This window comes from Bradyrhizobium monzae (assembly GCF_021458635.1).
Lineage (GTDB): Bacteria > Pseudomonadota > Alphaproteobacteria > Rhizobiales > Xanthobacteraceae > Bradyrhizobium.
Map to the genome: position 1 here is coordinate 225,349 of NZ_JAIRDQ010000010.1, position 19,330 is coordinate 244,678.

22 protein-coding genes are annotated in these 19,330 nt (G+C 63.8%); 11 read left to right on the top strand and 11 right to left on the bottom strand.

Translation table 11 applies throughout. The features are described from left to right. Nucleotide 1 precedes the first annotated feature (1 nt). From K3F49_RS30415 to K3F49_RS30425, 3 genes are all read left to right on the top strand, one after another. Nucleotides 2-763: an SDR family NAD(P)-dependent oxidoreductase gene (locus K3F49_RS30415; protein WP_234684579.1), complete on the top strand. Its 762-nt coding sequence runs from the start codon at nucleotides 2-4 to the stop codon at nucleotides 761-763. A 9-nt stretch (nucleotides 764-772) separates the two neighbouring features. After that, nucleotides 773-1,204, top strand: coding sequence for an acyl-CoA thioesterase (locus tag K3F49_RS30420; RefSeq protein ID WP_234684580.1), 432 nt, complete (start codon nucleotides 773-775; stop codon nucleotides 1,202-1,204). Between the two features lie 78 nt (nucleotides 1,205-1,282). Further along, nucleotides 1,283-2,434, top strand: a complete 1,152-nt coding sequence (locus tag K3F49_RS30425; protein WP_234684581.1) for an ABC transporter substrate-binding protein — start codon at nucleotides 1,283-1,285, stop codon at nucleotides 2,432-2,434. A 73-nt stretch (nucleotides 2,435-2,507) separates the two neighbouring features. On the opposite strand, the gene K3F49_RS30430 is transcribed toward K3F49_RS30425, so the two are convergent. Together K3F49_RS30430 and K3F49_RS30435 are read right to left on the bottom strand one after the other, a co-directional pair. Next, a complete protein-coding gene (locus K3F49_RS30430) occupies nucleotides 2,508-3,236 on the bottom strand; it encodes a glutathione S-transferase family protein (protein WP_234684582.1) in 729 nt (242 codons plus the stop codon). 37 nt (nucleotides 3,237-3,273) lie between these two features. Next, nucleotides 3,274-3,549 carry a hypothetical protein gene (locus K3F49_RS30435; RefSeq protein ID WP_234684583.1) on the bottom strand — a complete coding sequence of 92 codons (276 nt, stop codon included), beginning with the start codon at nucleotides 3,547-3,549 and terminating at the stop codon, nucleotides 3,274-3,276. A gap of 112 nt (nucleotides 3,550-3,661) precedes the next feature. Here K3F49_RS30435 and K3F49_RS30440 point away from each other — a divergent pair, with 112 nt between their 5' ends. Both K3F49_RS30440 and K3F49_RS30445 read left to right on the top strand, forming a co-directional pair. Further along, entirely contained in the window at nucleotides 3,662-4,360 is a 699-nt protein-coding gene (locus tag K3F49_RS30440) for a helix-turn-helix transcriptional regulator (protein ID WP_234684584.1), read from the top strand. An 18-nt stretch (nucleotides 4,361-4,378) separates the two neighbouring features. Beyond that, complete coding sequence (locus K3F49_RS30445; RefSeq protein WP_234684649.1) at nucleotides 4,379-4,702, top strand: YkgJ family cysteine cluster protein; 324 nt, start codon at nucleotides 4,379-4,381, stop codon at nucleotides 4,700-4,702. On the opposite strand, the gene K3F49_RS30450 is transcribed toward K3F49_RS30445, so the two are convergent. Together K3F49_RS30450 and K3F49_RS30455 are read right to left on the bottom strand one after the other, a co-directional pair. Beyond that, complete coding sequence (locus tag K3F49_RS30450; RefSeq protein WP_234684585.1) at nucleotides 4,699-5,097, bottom strand: hypothetical protein; 399 nt, start codon at nucleotides 5,095-5,097, stop codon at nucleotides 4,699-4,701. The genes K3F49_RS30445 and K3F49_RS30450 overlap by 4 nt on opposite strands. Before the next feature lie 295 nt (nucleotides 5,098-5,392). Then, nucleotides 5,393-5,740, bottom strand: coding sequence for a DUF3307 domain-containing protein (locus tag K3F49_RS30455; RefSeq protein ID WP_234684650.1), 348 nt, complete (start codon nucleotides 5,738-5,740; stop codon nucleotides 5,393-5,395). Between the two features lie 400 nt (nucleotides 5,741-6,140). On the opposite strand from K3F49_RS30455, the gene K3F49_RS30460 reads away from it, so the two are divergent. The 3 genes from K3F49_RS30460 to K3F49_RS30470 all read left to right on the top strand — a co-directional run bounded on the left by K3F49_RS30460 (nucleotide 6,141) and on the right by K3F49_RS30470 (nucleotide 9,683). Then, nucleotides 6,141-7,589 carry a TAXI family TRAP transporter solute-binding subunit gene (locus tag K3F49_RS30460; RefSeq protein ID WP_234684586.1) on the top strand — a complete coding sequence of 483 codons (1,449 nt, stop codon included), beginning with the start codon at nucleotides 6,141-6,143 and terminating at the stop codon, nucleotides 7,587-7,589. Between the two features lie 186 nt (nucleotides 7,590-7,775). Next, nucleotides 7,776-8,885, top strand: coding sequence for a cyclic nucleotide-gated ion channel (locus K3F49_RS30465; protein ID WP_234684587.1), 1,110 nt, complete (start codon nucleotides 7,776-7,778; stop codon nucleotides 8,883-8,885). A 12-nt stretch (nucleotides 8,886-8,897) separates the two neighbouring features. Next, the gene (locus K3F49_RS30470) at nucleotides 8,898-9,683 is read left to right on the top strand and encodes an enoyl-CoA hydratase/isomerase family protein (RefSeq protein ID WP_234684588.1); all 786 of its coding nucleotides are present in this window, start codon (nucleotides 8,898-8,900) and stop codon (nucleotides 9,681-9,683) included. Nucleotides 9,684-9,686: 3 nt separating this feature from the next. Here the strand turns inward: K3F49_RS30470 and K3F49_RS30475 are convergent, their stop codons facing one another. Together K3F49_RS30475 and K3F49_RS30480 are read right to left on the bottom strand one after the other, a co-directional pair. After that, nucleotides 9,687-10,121 carry a DUF6157 family protein gene (locus K3F49_RS30475; protein ID WP_234684589.1) on the bottom strand — a complete coding sequence of 145 codons (435 nt, stop codon included), beginning with the start codon at nucleotides 10,119-10,121 and terminating at the stop codon, nucleotides 9,687-9,689. A 16-nt stretch (nucleotides 10,122-10,137) separates the two neighbouring features. After that, nucleotides 10,138-10,782: a glutathione S-transferase family protein gene (locus K3F49_RS30480; protein ID WP_234684590.1), complete on the bottom strand. Its 645-nt coding sequence runs from the start codon at nucleotides 10,780-10,782 to the stop codon at nucleotides 10,138-10,140. A gap of 88 nt (nucleotides 10,783-10,870) precedes the next feature. On the opposite strand from K3F49_RS30480, the gene K3F49_RS30485 reads away from it, so the two are divergent. Together K3F49_RS30485 and K3F49_RS30490 are read left to right on the top strand one after the other, a co-directional pair. Further along, complete coding sequence (locus K3F49_RS30485) at nucleotides 10,871-11,851, top strand: helix-turn-helix transcriptional regulator (RefSeq protein WP_234684591.1); 981 nt, start codon at nucleotides 10,871-10,873, stop codon at nucleotides 11,849-11,851. Nucleotides 11,852-11,989: 138 nt separating this feature from the next. Next, nucleotides 11,990-12,226 (top strand): hypothetical protein, encoded by a 237-nt coding sequence (locus tag K3F49_RS30490; RefSeq protein WP_234684592.1) that lies wholly within the window; start codon nucleotides 11,990-11,992, stop codon nucleotides 12,224-12,226. 56 nt (nucleotides 12,227-12,282) lie between these two features. Here K3F49_RS30490 and K3F49_RS30495 read toward each other — a convergent pair whose 3' ends face one another. From K3F49_RS30495 to K3F49_RS30505, 3 genes are all read right to left on the bottom strand, one after another. Then, nucleotides 12,283-13,230 carry a fatty acid desaturase gene (locus K3F49_RS30495; protein ID WP_234684593.1) on the bottom strand — a complete coding sequence of 316 codons (948 nt, stop codon included), beginning with the start codon at nucleotides 13,228-13,230 and terminating at the stop codon, nucleotides 12,283-12,285. A gap of 15 nt (nucleotides 13,231-13,245) precedes the next feature. Next, on the bottom strand, nucleotides 13,246-14,265 hold the full coding sequence (locus tag K3F49_RS30500) for an alpha/beta fold hydrolase (protein WP_234684594.1): 1,020 nt from the start codon (nucleotides 14,263-14,265) through the stop codon (nucleotides 13,246-13,248). Nucleotides 14,266-14,424: 159 nt separating this feature from the next. Next, nucleotides 14,425-15,228, bottom strand: a complete 804-nt coding sequence (locus K3F49_RS30505; RefSeq protein WP_234684595.1) for an MBL fold metallo-hydrolase — start codon at nucleotides 15,226-15,228, stop codon at nucleotides 14,425-14,427. A 183-nt stretch (nucleotides 15,229-15,411) separates the two neighbouring features. On the opposite strand from K3F49_RS30505, the gene K3F49_RS30510 reads away from it, so the two are divergent. Next, nucleotides 15,412-16,611, top strand: a complete 1,200-nt coding sequence (locus K3F49_RS30510) for an MFS transporter (RefSeq protein WP_234684596.1) — start codon at nucleotides 15,412-15,414, stop codon at nucleotides 16,609-16,611. Nucleotides 16,612-16,624: 13 nt separating this feature from the next. Here K3F49_RS30510 and K3F49_RS30515 read toward each other — a convergent pair whose 3' ends face one another. After that, on the bottom strand, nucleotides 16,625-17,632 hold the full coding sequence (locus tag K3F49_RS30515) for a zinc-dependent alcohol dehydrogenase family protein (RefSeq protein WP_234684597.1): 1,008 nt from the start codon (nucleotides 17,630-17,632) through the stop codon (nucleotides 16,625-16,627). 15 nt (nucleotides 17,633-17,647) lie between these two features. Further along, nucleotides 17,648-19,261 (bottom strand): acyl-CoA synthetase, encoded by a 1,614-nt coding sequence (locus K3F49_RS30520; RefSeq protein WP_234684598.1) that lies wholly within the window; start codon nucleotides 19,259-19,261, stop codon nucleotides 17,648-17,650. Nucleotides 19,262-19,330: the final 69 nt, after the last annotated feature.

Below are 19,330 nucleotides of genomic sequence, written 5' to 3' on the forward strand. Positions count from 1 at the left end.
CATGTTGTTGAAGGATCAGGCAGCCATCGTCACCGGCGGCGCATCGGGACTGGGCGCCGCCACCGCGCGAAAGCTGGCGGCACAGGGCGCCAAGGTCGCAGTGTGCGATCTCAATACCAAGCTTGCGGAAACCGTTGCCGCCGAGATCAAGGGCGTGGCCGTGACCTGCGACGTCTCCGACGCGGCCTCCGCTGAAGCCGCGATCGCTCAGGCGACCAAGGCCCATGGCCCGGCCCGCGTGCTGGTCAATTGCGCCGGCATCGGCGTGGCGAAGCGCGTGGTCGGCCGTGACGGTCCGATGGCGCTCGCCGATTTCGACAAGGTGATCAAGGTCAATCTGATCGGCACCTTCAACATGCTGCGCCTCGCCGCGACCGAGATGTCCAAGCTCGAGCCGCAGGCGAGCGGCGAGCGCGGCGTCATCATCAACACGGCCTCCGTTGCCGCCTATGACGGCCAGATCGGCCAGTCGGCCTATTCGGCCTCCAAGGGCGGCATCGTCGGCATGACGCTCCCGATCGCGCGCGAGCTGGCCCAGTTCGGCGTGCGCGTCCTGACGATCGCGCCCGGCCTGTTCCTGACGCCGCTGCTCGCGAACCTGCCGCAGGAAGCCCAGGATTCGCTCGCCGCCGCGATCCCCTTCCCGCGCCGGCTCGGCCACGCCGACGAATTCGCCGCGCTCGCGCTGCACATGGTCGAGAACTCCTACCTCAACGGCGAAGTGGTGCGCCTCGACGGCTCGCTGCGCATGGCGCCGAAGTAAGAGCCCCGCATGTTCGTGAACCGGCGCGACGTCCAGATCCAGTGGGGCGACTGTGACCCCGCCAACATCGTCTACTACCCGCGCTATTTCGCGATGTTCGACGATTCGACCTCGACCCTGTTCGAGGTCGCCGGATTCTCCAAGCAGGATCTGGTCCGCAAATACGGCCTGGTGGGCATCCCCATGGTCGACACGCGGTCCAAGTTCTACATCCCCTCGACCTATGGCGATTGGATCACCATCGAAACGAAGATCGAGAGCATCAAGCGCTCGAGCTTCGAGGTGAAGCACAATGTCTACAAGGGCGAGGCGCTCGCCATCGAAGGTTTTGAGACCCGCGTCCTGGTCGGCCGCGATCCCGTTAACCCCGACAAGCTGAAATCGGCACCATTCCCTCCGGAAATGGTAGCCAAATTCACAGGAAGCCAGGTCCGGAGCTAAATCGCCGCATCACCGAAAGACGGGGCTGAAATAGCCCCGAATTTCTGCTTTCAAAGAAACACGAAAAGGGAGGAATCAATGAAACGCTTTTACCTGACCGCCGCCATCGCCGCGGTGACGCTGGCACTGCCAACGTTGCCGGCGCTGGCGCAGACCGCTGAAATCACCGTCGGCATCACCACCACAACGACCGGCCCGGGCGCAGCGCTCGGAATTCCCGAGCGCAACGCGCTGGAATTCGTGCCGAAAGAGATCGGCGGCGTGCCGCTGAAGGTGATCGTGCTCGACGACGGCGGTGATCCCACCACCGCAACCACCAACGCCCGCCGCTTCGTGACCGAATCCAAGGCCGACGTGATCATGGGCTCGGCGGTCACGCCGCCGACGATTGCCGTGTCGAATGTCGCGAACGAGGCCGGCATTCCGCATTTCGGCCTCTCGCCATTCCCGATCACGCCGGAACGCATGAAGTGGTCGGTCGCAATGCCGCAGCCGATTCCAATCATGGGCAAGGTGCTCTACGAGCACATGAAGGCGCACAACGTGAAGACGGTCGGCTATATCGGCTATTCCGACTCCTATGGCGACCTCTGGTTCAACGACCTGAAGGCCCAGGGCGTGCCGATGGGCCTGACCATCGCCGACGAGGAGCGCTTCGCCCGTCCCGATACGTCGGTGACCGGACAGGTGCTGAAGCTCGTCGCAGCCAACCCGGACGCGATCCTGGTCGGCGCCTCCGGCACCGCCGCGGCACTGCCGCAGACCGAGCTGCGCGAGCGCGGCTACCAGGGCCTGATCTACCAGACCCATGGTGCGGCCAGTATGGATTTCATCCGCATTGCGGGTAAAGCCGCCGAAGGCGTGCTGATGGCGTCGGGCCCGGTGATGGACCCCGAAGATCAACCCGACAGCGCGCTCACCAAGAAGCCGGGCATGGCGCTGAATTCCGCCTATGAGGGCAAGTATGGCCCGAACAGCCGCAGCCAGTTCGCCGGTCATTCCTACGATGCCTTCGAAATCCTGAAGCGCGTCATCCCCGTCGCACTAAAGACGGCAAAGCCCGGCACGCCCGAATTCCGCGAGGCGATCCGCCAGGCGCTGCTGTCGGAGCGGGAAATCGCGGCGAGCCAGGGCGTCTACAATTTCACCGAAAAGGATCGCTACGGCCTCGACGACCGTTCGCGCATCCTGCTCACGGTCAAGGACGGCAAGTACACGCTCGCGAAGTAACCAGCGACAGTTTCCAAGACGAGAGCCGGCCGATGGGCCGGCTCTTTTATTTTACGCCACCCGCGTGATTGCGTCAGGCCGCCTGCTGCAGCGGCGTCCAGGCGAACTCCGGATAGTACGTATCCATCATCCGGTCGACATAGGCGGTGAGGTTTTGAAATCCTTCCGCGCGCTCGCGCAGACGGGATTCGAAGAACGGCGTCAAGATGCCCGCAAGCGCTCCGAACGCGGTCGCGTCGACCCCACTGGGCTTGTTCCCCATCAGATAGGATTTGTCGCCGAGCTGTACCGACAGTGCGAACAGCGAGCGGACCGCGAGCTCGACGTCGTCGTCGGGTGCATGACGACCGAGGCCGGAGAGCAGGTAATTCTCGGCGACGCGGAATTGCGCGTCCTCGCGCAGCTTCTCGCGGTTGTGCTCGGGCGCCCCGTCGAAGAAATGCGCAGGCCCCTTGGCGAAATTGGCAGCATCGACCCAGCGCGCACCGACCAGCGACCAATAGACGTGGTGCTCGATCATGCGCTCGAACGCCCAGGCCTGGGCGCGTTCGTGCAGGGAAAGGCCGGCGTCGAAGTCGAAGCCGTAGCGGCGCTCGATATGGGCGCGGATGAACGTGGAATCGGCCACCGCCTCGCCACCGTCATCGATGAAAGGCAGCTGCCCCTTCGGTGAAGCCGGCGGCATCGCGCGCTCCTTCCGGTAGGGCAGCCCCGCCATCTTGAGCTGCACCTCGGTCTTGGTGACGAAGGGGCTGATTTCCGGCAGGCCGAAGCCGGTGCCAAAGCCGTAAAGCGTGATCATTGAGCTCTCCTGAACCTGCCGAAAGAGTTGACGGAACCTAGTGCCGGGCTGCTGCCACCATGGTGGCAGCAGCCGTGATATCTTCTGCGAAACGGGCTCCCCGCCAGGCGCGGCCCATCACATGGCGGACCAGCGCGTCCGCAGCCTGGACCAGCGAGCGTGTCAGCATGGTCACGAGCGCGATTCGGAGGTCGACGACGGTGAGATCGAAAATCGTGAGGCGGCTGAAGGCCCAGGCATACAGCGAGGCATGCAACGAGGCCTGGCTCCGCCACAACGGACCGGCCGGACCGAAATGGGTTGGAATGATCATGGACAAATCCTCTTCAGTCGATGTGTTGTCCCGGTATAGAACTCCCCTGCTGCCAACATCCTGTCAGCAGTCACGCGCCGTTTTCTGATGTGCCCCCGATGAGAGAATTGTCATGAGACGCGCCGACCGGCTGTTTCAGATTATCCAGGTGCTGAGGCGCACCCGTAAGCCGCTGACGGCGGACGCGATTGCGGCCGAGCTCGAGACCTCGAAGCGAACGATCTATCGCGACATCGCAACACTGATGGGCCAGCGCGTGCCGATCCGTGGCGAAGCCGGCATGGGCTACATTCTCGAGAAGGGTTTTGACCTGCCGCCCTTGATGCTGACGCCCGACGAGATCGAGGCGGCGGTACTGGGCGCGCAATGGGTCGCGGGCCATGCCGATTCCACGCTGGCGCGCGCGGCGGAAGATCTGATGGCCAAGATCGCCGACACTGTACCCGAGCGCCTGCGCCCCTTCGTGCTGGAGCCTGCGAGCCGCGCGCGACCGAGCTGGAACAGGGAGCCGGACCGCCTCGACATGGCGCGCACGCGCACCCAGATTCACGAAGGCAAGAAAATCATGCTGCGCTATCGCGACGAGCAGGGCCGCCCCAGCGAGCGCTTGATCTGGCCCATCTCGGTCGGCTATCTCGAAGCCGTGCGCCTGCTCGCGGCGTGGTGCGAGCTGCGCAGCGACTTCCGCAGCTTCCGCACCGACCGCGTCGTCGATGCGACCTATCTCGACGAACGATATCCGGAGCGGCGCGACGTGCTGCGCGCGAAATGGCGGCAGAGCCTGGTCTGGGGCCCGCCCAAGGATACCTGATAAGGACACATGACGCTGATGGATGAGACGTCCGCGATCGACCTGTCGACCTGTTGCCAAAGCTGCGGCGCTTGCTGCGGCTATTCGCAGAACTGGCCGCGCTTCTCGATCGAAAGCGACGAGGAGCTTGCAGCTATTCCGGAGACCCTCGTCAACGCGCGACAATCCGGCATGCGCTGCGAAGGCGATCGCTGTTCGGCACTGCAGGGCGAGATCGGCAAGGCGACCTCGTGCGGCATCTATGCGGTGCGGCCGGAGGTGTGCCGCACCTGCATGCCGGGCGACGCCGAATGCGCCATGGCGCGGCGGAAGTTCGGGCTGCCTGTGATCGAGGCCGCTTAAGCGGGGACGGCTTCGCTGATCTCGTCGTCGATTTCGTCGTCCAGCGGTGCGAGCACCGAGAGCGGCTTGGTCGACAGCGTGATCGGCTTGCGGCCACCGGACAACGACGGTGACGATTTGGCCGAACCCGCGCGCGACAGCGCATGGAGCGTCGAGCCGACACGGCCGCCGTTTTCGATCAGGTCGCGCTCGCTGCAACTGGCTGCGATTGCGAGGGCCAGCGAATGAAGATGGCTGCGGTGATAGCAGAACAGCGCCAACTTGGCGCGCGCGTCAGGGGAAACACTCTCAACCAGCCTCGGCAGGCCACTCTCGCTGGCGCGGTACATCTCGCCAAGGAGTTCGTCGCGAACCGGGCAGAATTCGCTTTCATAAGCGTCGCGGCTTGAAAACATTGCAGTTCTCCCTCGTGTAGGGAAGATGCAGCGCAATTCTCTAATGAAAGGTTAACCACCCCGGGCGGTAGTCACCCGGGGGCGCTTGCGCACTGGCCGCGAATCAGTGCCGCCCCGGGCGGCTGAAAGCCGGATTGGCGACCACCACGTGGCCATCCTTCGAGACGTCCGCCTTTGGCGGGCTCTCAGGATGAGGTCGGATTCCACTGAAAAATTCTCACCCGTCATGGTGAGGAGCGCGGCTTGCGGCCCGTCTCGAACCACGCAGGCCCGGCGCCCATCGCAGGTAGCCGCCTCAGTTCGCCGCCATGAAGATGGAGAGGCCGAAGCCGGTCAGGTGGTGCAGCGCCTGGTCGACGCCGATCAGGGTCCAGAACCAGGGGTGCTCCTGGTTGACGCCGAAATTGGCCGAGACCAGTCCCTTGGCGCGGTCGATCGTGATGTGAATGATGAAGTCGATCACCGCCACGAACCAGAACTTTGGCGCGACGATCAGGATCAACGACAGCGCAACTGCAAGGTGAATCAGGCAATGCACCAGAAGCGGCAAAGCCCAGCCGTGCTTCTGATCCTTGCCGTGCGCCATCCAGGCGGTCTGCAGCACGAAATCTGCGATGATGTGCTTGAAGGTGAGCAGCAACATCCAGCCAATGAGCGCTTCGACCGGAACCGCCGATGACAGAGGTGGAAACGACAAAGCTGACGCCCTCGTTGACCTAAAAGAAAAATGGAGCGTTCAGCGCAGCTTCTTCTTGGACCCGTCAGAACGTCGGGACCGCTGATTTATGACATTTCCCGCGACGGAATGCAGCCGGGGGAACTGGAAAATCGCCAACTGTGGCTAAACGGTGATAGCATGGCCGAACCACGCGGATCGGTTGGGTAAGGTTACCTTCGGCGCGGAATTTGCATTCTCTCGCTGGAGCGCTATCATCCTCAGGTAGAGGAATATCGTTCTTTTTTCAGATGCTTACAAATTTTTCGAGCGTGCCGCCGACGATGGCCGTGCTGCCCGCCATGCCAGGAATAAGGCCAGTGCTGCGATGAGTGCTGAAGGCCCGACCTCGTCAACCGAGATCCCACCGCCACGGCGCCCCAAGGTGATCAAGACCAATCAGCAGCAGGTCCTGCTGTATGTCGTCCTGACCCTGCTCTTGTCGCTTGCGACCGTCTGGGCCGGGCGCGCCTGGTGGCACAATTCGGAGACGCTGACCTTTGCCGTCGGCGCTCCCAACAGCGACGAAGCACTGTTCGCGACCAAGCTCGCCACATTGCTGAAGAACAACGCCTCGCGTTTCCGGATCAAGATCGTCAACAACGCCGACAGCGCCAAGGCGCTCGCGCAGTTCGATCGCAGGCAGGCCGATCTTGCCGTCCTGCGCACCGATGCCAAGGTGCCGCTGCGGGCGCGCGCGCTCGCGATCCTCGAGCACGATCTCGTGCTGCTGCTCGGCCCCGGCAACAAGAAGATCAAGTCGCTCGCCGAGCTCAAGAAGAAGAAGGTCGCCGTTCTCGCCGAGAATGATTCGTCCCTCGCCTTGGTCCGCAGCGTCCTCGACATTCCCGCCGACAGCCCCGACGCCACGAAGATCCAGATGGCGCCGCAGGGTGCGACGCTGGATAAGCTGTTCGCCCCGGCCAACGGCTTCGGCGCGGTGATTGCCGTCGTCCACGCCTCCAGGGCCGTGCGCGACAAGGCCTATCAGCAGGTCGCCAAGCGCGGCGGCTTCACGCTCAATGCAATCGACGAAGCCAAGGCGCTGGCACGTAAATTCCCCGGTATTTCCGAGGAGACGCTGACGGCCGGCACGCTGTCCTCCTCGCCCGAGATCCCCGACGACGATCTCGACACGATCGGGCTTGAATGGCTGCTGGTCGCGCAATCCAGGATGTCGGCGACCACCGCCGGCGATCTCGCGCGCATCGTCTACGAGAACAAGTCCGCGCTCGGGCTCGACAGCGGGTTTGCGACCCATATCGAGCCGGCCTCCGTCGAGAAGGACGCTTACGTGATGGCGCATCAGGGCGCCGCCGACTACATCAACGACGACACCAAGTCGTTCATGGATAAGTACAGCGACATGATGTATCTGGGCGCCGCCGCGCTCAGCGTCATCGGCTCGATCTTCGCGGCGATCTACGCCAAGATCACAAGGATCGCGCCGGAGAAGGCTGGCGAGCTTTCGACCGCTGTCCTCGACGTCGGCGAGCGCATCGAGCACGCCCATTCGCTGGACCAGCTCGAATGCCTGCAGGACGAGCTCGAAAGCATCTTGCGCGGCGCGGTGATCGGCTTGCGCGACGGCACGATCAGTACCGACGGCCTGGATACGTTCAAGCTCGGCTACGAATTCGTCCGCGACGAGATCGGAATGCGGCGCGACTACCTCAAACGCCACGCCAGCGAGATCGAAAAGGCAACAATCCCTGCCGCGCTCCCCCCGCCGGAAGACAGCAACGTGGTGGTGGTGAAGACAGCTCAGAGTGCCTGACCTATCGATTCGCGCCTGGCCACAGGCCCGGCACGTTCCCAGCCACTGCACGAAGCTTCCGCGCCCTGATTCGGACGGATGGTGCGACTGCCCGCCCCGTCGTTGACGGCCCCGGTGCGGGCGGGCACTTTGGCGCCGAGGTCCCGGCCCGGGACCGCTAGAACCAGCACCGAGCCGCCATTTCGCATGTCCAAGCCGATGTTTCCCGCTCTGGCCCAGTTCGTGGCCGCGACTGCCGGCCGCAACATGACAAAGGCGGCCTATGTGGCCGTGACCGTCGGCGTGGTCAGCATGGTGCTGCTGACGGTCGATTCGACGTATGAGACGGCCCATCGCTGGGTGGATTTCCTGCTGTGGGCCTGTCTCGCCTATTTCGTGTTCGAATGGCTGGTGCGGCTGCGCCACATGGCACGGCAGGGACGGCTCGCCCTCTACATGTCTTCCTCCGCCGGGCTGGTCGACGCATTGGGGGCGCTGGCCGTGCCGGTCGCCCTGGTCCTCGGCGCCGAACCCAAGACGGCCTGGCTGCTGAGCGTGCTCTGGGTCTTGAAGGTAGTGCCGGGCATTCCCGGCCTGCGCCAGCTCCGTCGTGTGCTGGTGCTGGAATCGGGGCCGCTGGTCAGCGTGCTCGTGATCTTCCTGATGGTCGTCTTCCTCGCCTCCGTCGCCGAATATTTTCTGGAGCGGGACGTGCAACCGCAGACGTTTGGCAGCGTCCCTGCCGCGCTGTGGTGGGCGGTCGTCACGCTGACCACGACAGGCTATGGCGATGTCGTGCCGGTCACGCCGCTCGGCCGCATGGTCGCGGCATTGGTGATGATCTCCGGTCTTGGCGTGTTCGGCCTCTGGACCGGTATTCTGGCGACCGGATTTGCGGCGGAGACACGTCGCGACAACTTCCTCAAGACCTGGGAATCCGTCAGCAAGGTGCCGTTCTTCGCGGCGCTGGGCCCGGCGGCCATCGCCGACGTCACCCACATGCTGCGCACCATGGAGCTGCCGGCGCGCACCATGATCATCCGCAAAGGCGCGCAGGGCGACTGCATGTATTTCATCGCGGCCGGAGCGGTCGAGGTGGACCTGCCCGGCAAGAAGGTCCAGCTCGGCGAAGGTGCCTTCTTCGGCGAGATGGCCCTGCTCGGCAACAACATGCGGGGCGCCAATGTCTCGACCACGAAAGTGTCGCGGCTGCTGGTGCTCGACCTCGTCGACTTTCGCGTACTGATGGCGCGGCACCCCGACCTCGCCGAGACCATCGACGCCGAAGCGAAGCGCCGCACGCTCGAAAACAAATAAATGGAGACAAGAATGTCGGACACAGCCGACGCGGCCAGTGGCCCCGTGCTCGAGACCAGTGGTGCACGCGCCACCATCCGCCTGAATCGGCCGAAGCATCTCAACCGGCTCCAGGCGGAAGATCTCGGCGAACTGGTCAAACTGTTCGATCGGGTCGAGTCCGATCCTGATATCCACGTGCTGGTGCTGACCGGCACCGGACGCGCCTTCTCCGCGGGCTACGACCTCAATTCCGTCGCCGAGCGTGCGGTGAGCGCCAACGAGCAGCAGAGCGCGGGCTCGGCCTTCGAAGTCGTCGTCAACCGGCTGGAGGATCTCGGCGTGCCGACGATCTGCCGGCTTAATGGCGGCGTCTACGGCGGCTCGACCGACCTCGCGCTCGCTTGCGATTTCCGCATCGGCGTCGATACCGCCGAGATGTTCATGCCGGCGGCGCGGCTCGGGCTGCACTATTACAGGAGCGGCATCAAACGCTACGTGACGCGGCTCGGCGTCGACAACGCCAAGAAGCTGTTTCTCACCGCACAGAAAATCGGTGCGCCGGAGATGCTGCGGATCGGCTATCTCTCCGCCATGGTGCCGGTGGAGACACTCGACGAGGAAGTCGACAAGCTCGCCAGCATTCTCGCCGGCAATGCCCCGAACGCGATGCGCGGCATGAAACGCGCAATCAACGAATTCGCCCGCGGCGAGCTGGATGAGCAAGCTGCCGATCAGCGCCACCGCGACAGCATGCGCGGCGACGAGATCAAGGAAGGCATCAAGGCGTTCGCGGAGAAGCGTCTGCCGCGGTTTTGAGGATTAACCCCGTTTCGACCGCATCGCGCGTACCTGCGTGAGCTTTGGATCGCTCGACAGCGCTTGATAGCGTTTGCTGTCGACGGCGTAGATCGCGATGCGGCCTTCGCTGTCCGCATGCACGCCCCAGCCGAAGCGCTTACCGAGGCTTGAGGCGCGCATGCAGGCCTGCCCACGCGAGAAGAACGCTGCGTGGGCGGCGCTCTTCTCCGCCTTGGTCGCCTTGACATCGAGTTCGCGCCCCGGCGCGGAGGTCGCGAAGATCACGTCGTCGGACGTATACTTGTAGGGTGCCTTCATGATCATCGCATATTGCAAGCCTGCCACCGTCGGCTGTCCCGCGCGCGGCGGCGGCTCCTCGCCGGAGCGTGCCGGACAGTCTTCGGCAACCCGGATGAACGTGTCGAAACAGTTCGTCGTTTGGATCGGCTTGTTCATATGAGATCGGGCCTCTTCATCCTCCCGCAGCCACAGCGTGCTGCGCCGCCATCTCGTCATCCGCAGCATTGATGCGCTGGTACGTCGGCCGCGACGTGATCCGCTCGCTATAGCGGACGAACACATCCTTCTTCGGCACGATGCCGAACATCATGGTCCAGTTGAACGCGACGCCCCACAGGATATCGGCGGCAGTCATTCGCTCGCCGAGCAGATACGGCCCCTTCGACAACTGCGCCTCGAGCGCACCCAGCATGGTGTCGTAATCGGCGTAAGGTGACTGCGTGATCGGCGCAGGCTCGCGCTGCATGAACTTGTCGATCAGCGCGGGCTCAAAGGAGGAGCCGTAATAGGCGGTCCAGCGCAAATAGGGACCGCGCAGCGGATCGTTGAGCGCGGGCGCAAGGCCGGCCTGCGGAAACAGGTCGGCGAGAAAAATATAAATCGCGACCTGCTCGGTCACGAGCGCCTCGCCATGCCGGATCGCCGGCACCTTGCCGAGCGGATTGATGGCGAGATAGGGAGGCCTCCGCTGCTCGCCGGCCTTCATGTTGAGGACGTGGAGATCATAGGGCGCGCCAAGCTCCTCCAGCAGCATCCTTGTGCCGGTGGCCCGGCTTTGCGGCGAATAATACAACGTGATGCGGTTCGGATCGGTCATGGCGGATCTCCCTCGGGCCGGCTTGCGATGGAGACGCTTGTACTCGACCATACCTGACATCCTGTGTCAGGTATGGTTTAAAGGGATCATGCGCGCAAGCCGGATGCTGTCTATCCTCACCACTCTCCAGGCCAAGGGACAGGTCACTGCGCCCGAGCTTGCAGAGGCTTGCGAAGTCTCGGTACGCACGATCTATCGCGACATCGACGCACTCGCGGCATCCGGCGTCCCCGTCTATGCCGATCGCGGCGCGGAGGGTGGCTACCGCCTGCTCGACGGCTATCGCGTACGGCTGAACGGGCTGTCGCAGAGCGAAGCGGGCGCGCTGTTCCTGGCGGGATTGCCGGGCCCGGCAGCGGCGCTGGGGTTGGATGCCGCCATGATCGCCGCACAGAACAAGCTGATGGCGGCGCTGCCCGCAAACCTGCGCGAAGACGCCGGCCGCATGCAGGAGCGTTTTCATCTCGATGCTCCAGGCTGGTTCGGCGAGGCGGAGGAGCCAAACCATCTGCGCACCATTGCTGGCGCTGCTCTGCGCGGGACGCTGATAAAGATCCGTTATCAGAGTTGGCGGGCCGAAAAGCACCGCCATGTCGCCCCGCTCGGCCTCGTGCTGAAGGGCGGCAGCTGGTATCTCGCAGGCCAAGTCGATGGCAGCGTGCGCACCTATCGCATAGCGCGCGTGCTCGACTGCACGGCGCTCGACGACCGCTTCGATCGCCCCGCCGATTTCGATCTCGCCGGCTACTGGCAGGATGCGACGATGCGCCTCGAGGCAGAGATGCACCCGAACGTCGCAATCGTGCGGCTGTCGCCACTCGGCGTAAAACTGCTCGATGCGTTGAGCCAGCCTTACGTCAGGGCGCGCACGCGGATCGAAGAGACGACTGATGCCGACGGCTGGCGCATCGCAAGGGTGCCGACCGGGAAGACGTCGTGGCATGCCGCGTCCGAATTGCTACGGCTCGGGTCTGAGGTCGAGGTTCTCGAGCCCGTCGACCTCCGCGAGAAGATGGCCGAGATGACGCAGGCGATGGCCTCGCGCTATCGCGCGGCGCGGAAAGCCTGACGGCGGCGCATCTCGCCGCAGCCGACGAAACAATCCTGAAACACGATTCTCCTTTTCTCCGTGTGAACGCAATCACGCTTCAACCCGACCGAGATGCAGGGACACAACAACGGCTTCGCGCCATACTGGAGAATGAAAATGTTTCGTAAGCTTGCTCTTGGTCTGATCGCCGCCGGTTCGCTCGGCGCTGCCGCCCTCGCGCCCACCGCCGCGTCGGCCCACGGCTTCCACCACTGGGGTCCCGGCTGGGGCTTCGGTTATGGCGGCCTCTACGTCAACACCGGCGTCAACAATTGCTACCAGGAGCGCGTCGTCCAGACCCGCCACGGCATGCGCGTTCGCGTCGTAAACGTCTGCGCGTACGGTATCTACTGATACCGTGCCTTCGCGACAAAGCTCCGGTCGCATTGCGGCCGGAGTTTTGCGTCGAGCTAGGCGCTCTTCCGCTGCCGACGAAACCAGGTCCAGGTCTCGCCTGTCGTTCTGATGTACCCCCGACCGCGATAGACGATCTCGCCATCGACGATTCCGTTCAGCTTTGGCAGCGCGTGAAACGGGATCGAGGGATAGGCGTGGTGCTCGACGTGGTAGGGCATGTTCCAGGCAATCCATTTGACGATGGCGCCAGTATAGGTGGTTCGGGTGTTCTGGAACGCGCTACGAGTTCGCTCGCAACCGGTGTGCTCGGCGTAGAGATAGGGTCGCAGGAAGAATTGCCCGATCATCAACGGCACGATCCAGACCCACGGCAGCAGCGCCGAAGAGAACCACAGCGACAATGCGAGCAACAGCGCGTAGGACGCGACATAGACCCGCGCCTCGGTCACGATAGTGCCGCGCCTGTTCTCGGGAATCCAGGGTACGACCACCTTGCCGGTGACGGCATGGCCGAGCATCAGCCGGACGCGGCCGGCAACCTGGAGCAATCCGCTATAGGCGATCGCGAGTTGCGTATCCGATGTCGGCTTCACGCCGACGATCAGCTCCGGGTCCTTGTCCGGATCCTGGGTGTAGCGATGATGATCCCAGTGGAACAGGCAGTAATATTCGTAAGGCAAGCCGATGATGAAGGCCGAGAGATAGCCGACCGCGAGGTTGAGGCCACGACTCCTGAACGCGGTCTTGTGCGCAGTCTCATGCACCGCCATGAACAGGAACGCGACGAGATAGCCCTGCACCGCCATCAGCGGCGCCGCCCAGAGCACGCCATAGCGCGACGACACCAGCCAGATCAGCGCGCCCACCAGCACGATCATGCCGTAATGACCGAGGCTTTGCGCCGCACCCCTGAGGTTCGAGCGCACCGACAATTCGCGGAGCATGGCCGGACTCAGCGGCTTCAGGCGATGGCCAGGCTCTGAAACGGTCGCGTCTGTCATGATCGGTTGCCTGCGTTACTTGCTGAGAAGCGCTGCGACCTCGGCCTTGAGGAAGGCCTGGTCGCGCGGATTGTTGACGGGATTGCCGGCACGATGGCCGTGCAGCGACGGGATCGGATGCAACACGGCTGATTTTGCGTTGACCAGCTTGCCGAGCTCGTCTTCGTTGTCGCGGACGTCGAAATAGCGATCAGTCGCACCCGGCATCAGCAGCACATGAGCCTTGATCGCGGCGAGCGCCCGATCCAGGTCGCCGCCGAAAGCCGCGCAAGCGCTGATGTCTCCGCCCTGCCAGATACCGGCTTGCGCGAGGAGATCGCTGGCGTCGCGGCGCGCAAAAGTCGTGTCCCAAGCGCGGACGAGATAGTCTTCCAGCGAGGTGAAACCCGCCTCACGCCACAGCTCGTCGCGATAAAAACCATGCGACATCGCCCAGCCGGCATAGACACGCCCCATGGCGCGATAACCGCCGACAGGCTTTTCGACGAAGCGGCCATCGCGGAAGGCGGGATCGCCGGTCAGCGCGGCCTTCACGCTCTCGAGGAAAACATAGTTGTAGGGCGCGCAACGCGCGCTGCCGCAGACAACCGCGGCGCGATCGACCATCTCCGGATGGAGTGCCGCCCAGTGATAGGCCTGCATGCCGCCCATCGACCAACCATAGACCAGCGCGAGCTTTGTGATGCCGAAGCGCTCGGTCAGCAGCCGATGCTGGACCGTAATCGCGTCGTGATAGGTCAGTTGCGGGAACGGCCCATTGCCAGAGTTCGACGGCGAAGACGACAAGCCGTTGCCGAACAGATTCGGGATGATGATGAAATAACGCGTGGGATCGAGCACGCCGTCGGGCCCGATCAGCCACTCGGTGTCGACATGCTGCGCACTGAACGAGGTCGGATAGAGGATGACATTATCTTTGGCCGGGCTCAGCGTGCCATAGGTCTTGTAGGCAAGCTTCATCGCGGGGAAGACGGTGCCTGACTGAAGCGTGGTGTCACCAGCCTCAAAGATCTCGTAGTCGCGCTGCCCGGTCATGCGTCCAACTCCCGCTCACGCGGCCGCAAAACACGCCCGCCACGACCACGATGCATCGACCGTGCTGGACCAGCAAACGCGTCGTTGCGCCGCGCTTAATAATTGTACAAATAGTACATTTAATCGACTGAGGCAACGGGATTCTGGCCGTCGCCTGGCTCAAGCAATGGCCGCGATGTATCGCTCCACCGACGCCGCGAAGGCGGCCTTCGCGCCTGAGGCGATGTTACGGCCCCACCAGGCGCCATAGATGCGGTCGAAGGCCAGCGGCTCGACGGCCGCCGCGATCCGCCGCACCGCGGCGGCGTTGAGCGGCATGTAGTTCGGATAGGAGTACATGAAGCTGAGGAAGCGGCGGTCCATCGTCACTTGCGCGATATCGCCGGTCAGCAACGCGCCTTTGCCCTCCGCGCCGCGCTTATGATGCAGCATGGTGGCGCCTGCGAAATGGCCGCCGGTGCGCAGCAGCGACACGTCATCGGAGATGCGCTGGTGATCTCCAGTCCAGTGCACGATCGACGGATGTGGACGCGTCACCCATTCGCGATCATCAGCGTGAAGATAGACCGGCACACCACCGAACGCTTCGCTCCAATCCGCAAGCGCGCCATAGTAGTGGGGATGCGAGATCGCGATCGCCTTCAGCCCACCAAGCGCGCGGACATGCGCGATTGCCTCCGGTGTTGCCAGCGGGATGCAGTCCCACATCACGTGACCATCATCCAGCGGGACCAGAAGCGCCCGTTGACCGATCGCAAAGCTCGGCTCGAGCGCGATGCCGGTGAGGCCGAGATCGTCACGCCAGACGAGGCGGTGACGTTCAGCGAGCGTCTCGGGCGCGAGGAAGGTCTGGCCCTTCCAGTTCACGAATTGCCGCTCGTCCTCGCAAATCGGACAGGATGCGGGTGGCTTACCGCCGTCCGGGAATTGGGAGCCGCAGGTTTCGCAGGTCCAGAGAGGCATGGCCGTGATCCAGAAATGAGACCGTCGCAGATATGAAATGACATCGCGGTCCGGCGATCGCAAGTCCGGAGGAACCAACGCGGTTGGCACTGGTTACTTTCCTGTCCGCCCCGGCACGAATGGCCGGCCATATCCGCCTGCGCGAGACCACAGTCGGTCGGCAGCATCACGTTTAGCGTCTCGATGACATCGCGCCCTTCCTCACCTCGTCTCTGGCCTCTCTACGCCGTTAACTTCTTCATGGCCGACATGCAGTCCGGCATCGGGCCGTTCGTCGGAGTGTTCCTGCAAGAGCGCGGCTGGGCCACCGGATTGATCGGCACGGCACTGACGATCGGCAATGTCGCGGGCATGCTTGTCACGACCCCGATCGGCGGCTTCATCGATTCCAGCCGCCACAAACGGCTGTGGGTCGTCATCCCCGGCATTTGCGTCGTGCTGGCCTCCGCCATCATCCTGATCTCGCAAAATTTCTGGGCGGTGACGTTCTCGCAAGTGGCGCAATCGCTGGCGAGCGCTGCGATCGTACCGGCGGTCACCGGCATCACGCTCGGCATCGCCAAGCAAAAGGGTTTCAATGCGCTGAACGGGCGCAATCAGGCCTTCAACCATGCGGGCAACATGGTCGGCGCGGCGCTGTCGGGCTATCTCGGCTACAAATTCGGCTACGTCTGGGTGTTCGTTCTGGCTGCCGTCTTCGGCGCGGTCGCCGTGGCTTGCGTCCTGATGATTCCGGCCAAGGCCATCGATGACCGTCAGGCTCGCGGCAGCAAGGAAGACGAGAGCAAGAACCCGCCGGCAGGTCTCTCCGTTCTCCTCAAGCACAAGCCGCTGCTGGTGCTGGCGCTGGCCTTGGCCGTCTTCCATCTCGGCAACGCCGCCATCGTGCCGCTCTATGGCCTTGCCGCGGTGAGCGCGGGCCAGGCCAATGGTCCAAGCTTCGTCGCGACCATCGTCGTCATTGCGCAGGGCGTGATGATCGTGACGTCCCTGGTCGGCATGCAGGTCGCGGGAAAACGCAACTACTGGCCAGTGATCCTGGTCTCCTTCATGTTCCTGCCCATCCGCGGTGTGCTGGCGTATTTTCTCACCGGTTGGTGGGGTGTCGTGCCGGTCCAGGTGCTCGATGGTATCGGGACCGGTCTGCAGACGGTCGCCGTCCCCGGCATGGTCGCGCGCTCGCTCGACGGCACCGGCCGCATCAATCTCGGCCAGGGCGCTGTGATTACGGTGCAGGGCGTCGGTGCGAGCTTGAGCCCCGCGCTCGGCGGCTGGATCGCGCAATGGATCGGCTACGGTCCGACCTTCCTGCTGCTCGGCTGCTTCGGCCTCGCCTCAATGGCACTGTGGCTGGCGTTTGGCGCGCACGTGAAGAAGTACTGAGGCCAACAGGCCTTCACGGAAACTCCACCACGATCTTGCCGAAGTGCCCGCCCTGCTGCATCAGCCGTAATGCATCCGGAACCGCATCAAAGCCGAACACGCGGTCGATCACCGGCTTCATCGCGTTGCGCCCGATCGCAGCGGTCATCCCTTCGAACATGCGGCGGCTGCCGACCGAGAGGCCGATGACATACAAATTCCTGGAGAACAAAGTCGGCATCGCGATCTGCTGCGAGAAGCCGGAGAGCACGCCGATCACCAGGACGGTGCCGCCGACCCGCGCCGCCTCGAGCGACTGCGCAAACGTGTCCTTGCCGCCGACCTCGACGACGTGATCGACGCCGCCGCCGGTCCACTCCGCGGCGGCCTTGCCCCATTCGGGGATCGAGCGATAGTTGATGGTGTGGTCGGCGCCGAGCGCCCTGGCGCGTTCGAGCTTTTCGTCGCTCGACGACGTCACGATCACGCTGGCGCCGGCGAGCTTTGCGAATTGCAGCGCGAAGATCGAGACACCACCGGTGCCCTGCACCAGCACGGTATCGCCTGGCTGCACCCTTGCTTCCTCGAACAGCGCGCGCCAGGCCGTGAGCCCGGCGCAGGGCAGCGTCGCCGCTTCCTGGAACGACAGATGCGAAGGAATGCGGCTGACGCCCTCGGCGTCGAGCACCATCACTTCCTGCAATACGCCCGGTCGCGTACCGCCGAGCGCATAGCGGCGGGCAGCCGCCGACACCCTTCCATCGATCCAGGACTGGAAGAACATCGGGCAGACGCGATCGCCGACGGCGACGCGGGTCACACCCTCACCGACGGCGATCACCTCACCCGCTCCGTCGGAGAACGGGATCAGCGGCAATCTCGTGACGCCACCCTTGCCTTGCACCGTGAGCAGGTCGCGAAAGTTCAACGATGCCGCCTGCATCCGCACCGCGACCTGGCCCGGGCCAGTTGTCGGCTCGGGTAGATCGGCAAGCTCCATCCCCTCGATCGACCAGTCGCGCGCGACCTGCCAGACCTTCATGACGACCGCTCCGCCTCAGGTGCCAAAGCTTTTCTGGACCGCCTTGTCGAGGGTATCAGCCCCGACGAAGCGCTGCCGCAGTTCGCGCTTGAGCAGCTTGCCGCTCGGGTTCTTCGGCAAGCTGTCGACGAAGATGACGCGCTTTGGCACCTTGAAATGCGCCATCTGACCAGCGCAATGCTGGATGACGGCGTCTTCATCCAGCTTCTCGCCGGACTTGACCACGACGATCGCGGTCACAGCCTCGATCCAGCGCGGGTCAGGCAGGCCGACGACGGCAACTTCAGAGACCGCAGGGATGCGATAGACCATCTCCTCGACCTCGCGGCTCGCCACGTTCTCGCCGCCGGTCTTGATCATGTCCTTGACGCGGTCGACCACGGTGATGTGGCCCTCGGCGTCAACGGTGGCGAGATCGCCGGAGTGAAACCAGCCGCCGGTGAACGCCGCCGCTGTCTTCACGGGATCGTTGTAGTAACCGGAAAGAAGATGCGGCGAGCGGTGTACGATCTCGCCGACTTCGCCGACCTTGACGTCCTCCATCGAGGTGTTGACGACGCGCGTCTCGACATTGAGCACGGGCTTGCCGGCCGAGCCGGCCTTGCGCCGCTGGTCCTCCGGACGCAACACGGTTGCAAGCGGCGCGATCTCGGTCTGACCGTAGAAGTTCCAGAATTTTACGACGGGCAGACGGCGCTGCAATTCGAGCAGAACTTCCACCGGCATGATGGAGGCGCCGTAATAGCCCTTCTGCAAGGTCGACAGGTCGGCCTTGTCGAAATTGGGCGAACGCAGCATCGCGATCCAGATCGTCGGCGGCGCGAAGAACGAGGTGATCTTGTGGGCCTGGATCAGCGCCAGAATGTTGTCGGCGGTCGGCTTGCCGGTGATCACGCCGGAAGCGCCGAGATAGATTTGCGGCCCCAGGAACACATCGAGCTGCGCGCAATGATAGAGCGGCAGCGCGTGCAAGAACTTGTCGTCCACCCTCATGCCGCCGTCGATGATGCAGCTGACATACTGCCACATCACCGCTTCATGGGTCAGCATCGCGCCCTTGGGCAGGGATTCCGTACCGCTGGTGTAGACGATCTGCGCGAGATCGCGGCTGTCGACGGACGCCTCGAGGAACGAGCCGTCGGCATGAAGCAGACCGTCGAAGGTGGTGAGGTCCGCAGGCGCGGTGGCGGGATCCTCGCCCGGCAGCCAGATCATCTTCTCGACCGCGCAATCCTTCGCGCTCGCGGCCTTTGCCGGCTCGACGAAATCGGGGCCGGTCGCGAGCAGCTTTGCGCCGGAGCTTTTCAGGATGAAATTGATCTCGTCCGGATTGAGCATGAAGTTGATCGGCACCAGCACGGCGCCGATCCGGGCCACCGCGAAGCGCAGCGCGGCGAAGGCATGGGAATTGCGCGAGAGCACGGCAAGACGATCGCCCTTCTTCACGCCCAGGTTGAGCAGGCCGCGGCCGAGCCGGTTGCAGATCGTATCCATCTCGGCAAAGGTCCAGCTCACGCTGCCACAACTCACCGCGAGCTTTGCCGGCTCCCGGCCCGCGGAGCGGCGCAGGAGATCGCCGATGGAATGCTCGCGCGCTTTCGAAATGGTGGCTGCGATATCGCCGGTCATGTATCCCTCCGTGTGATGTCTTTATTTTCTGAGTTTATTCGTTTGAAATCTTGCGTCTTGTCCGTTCGC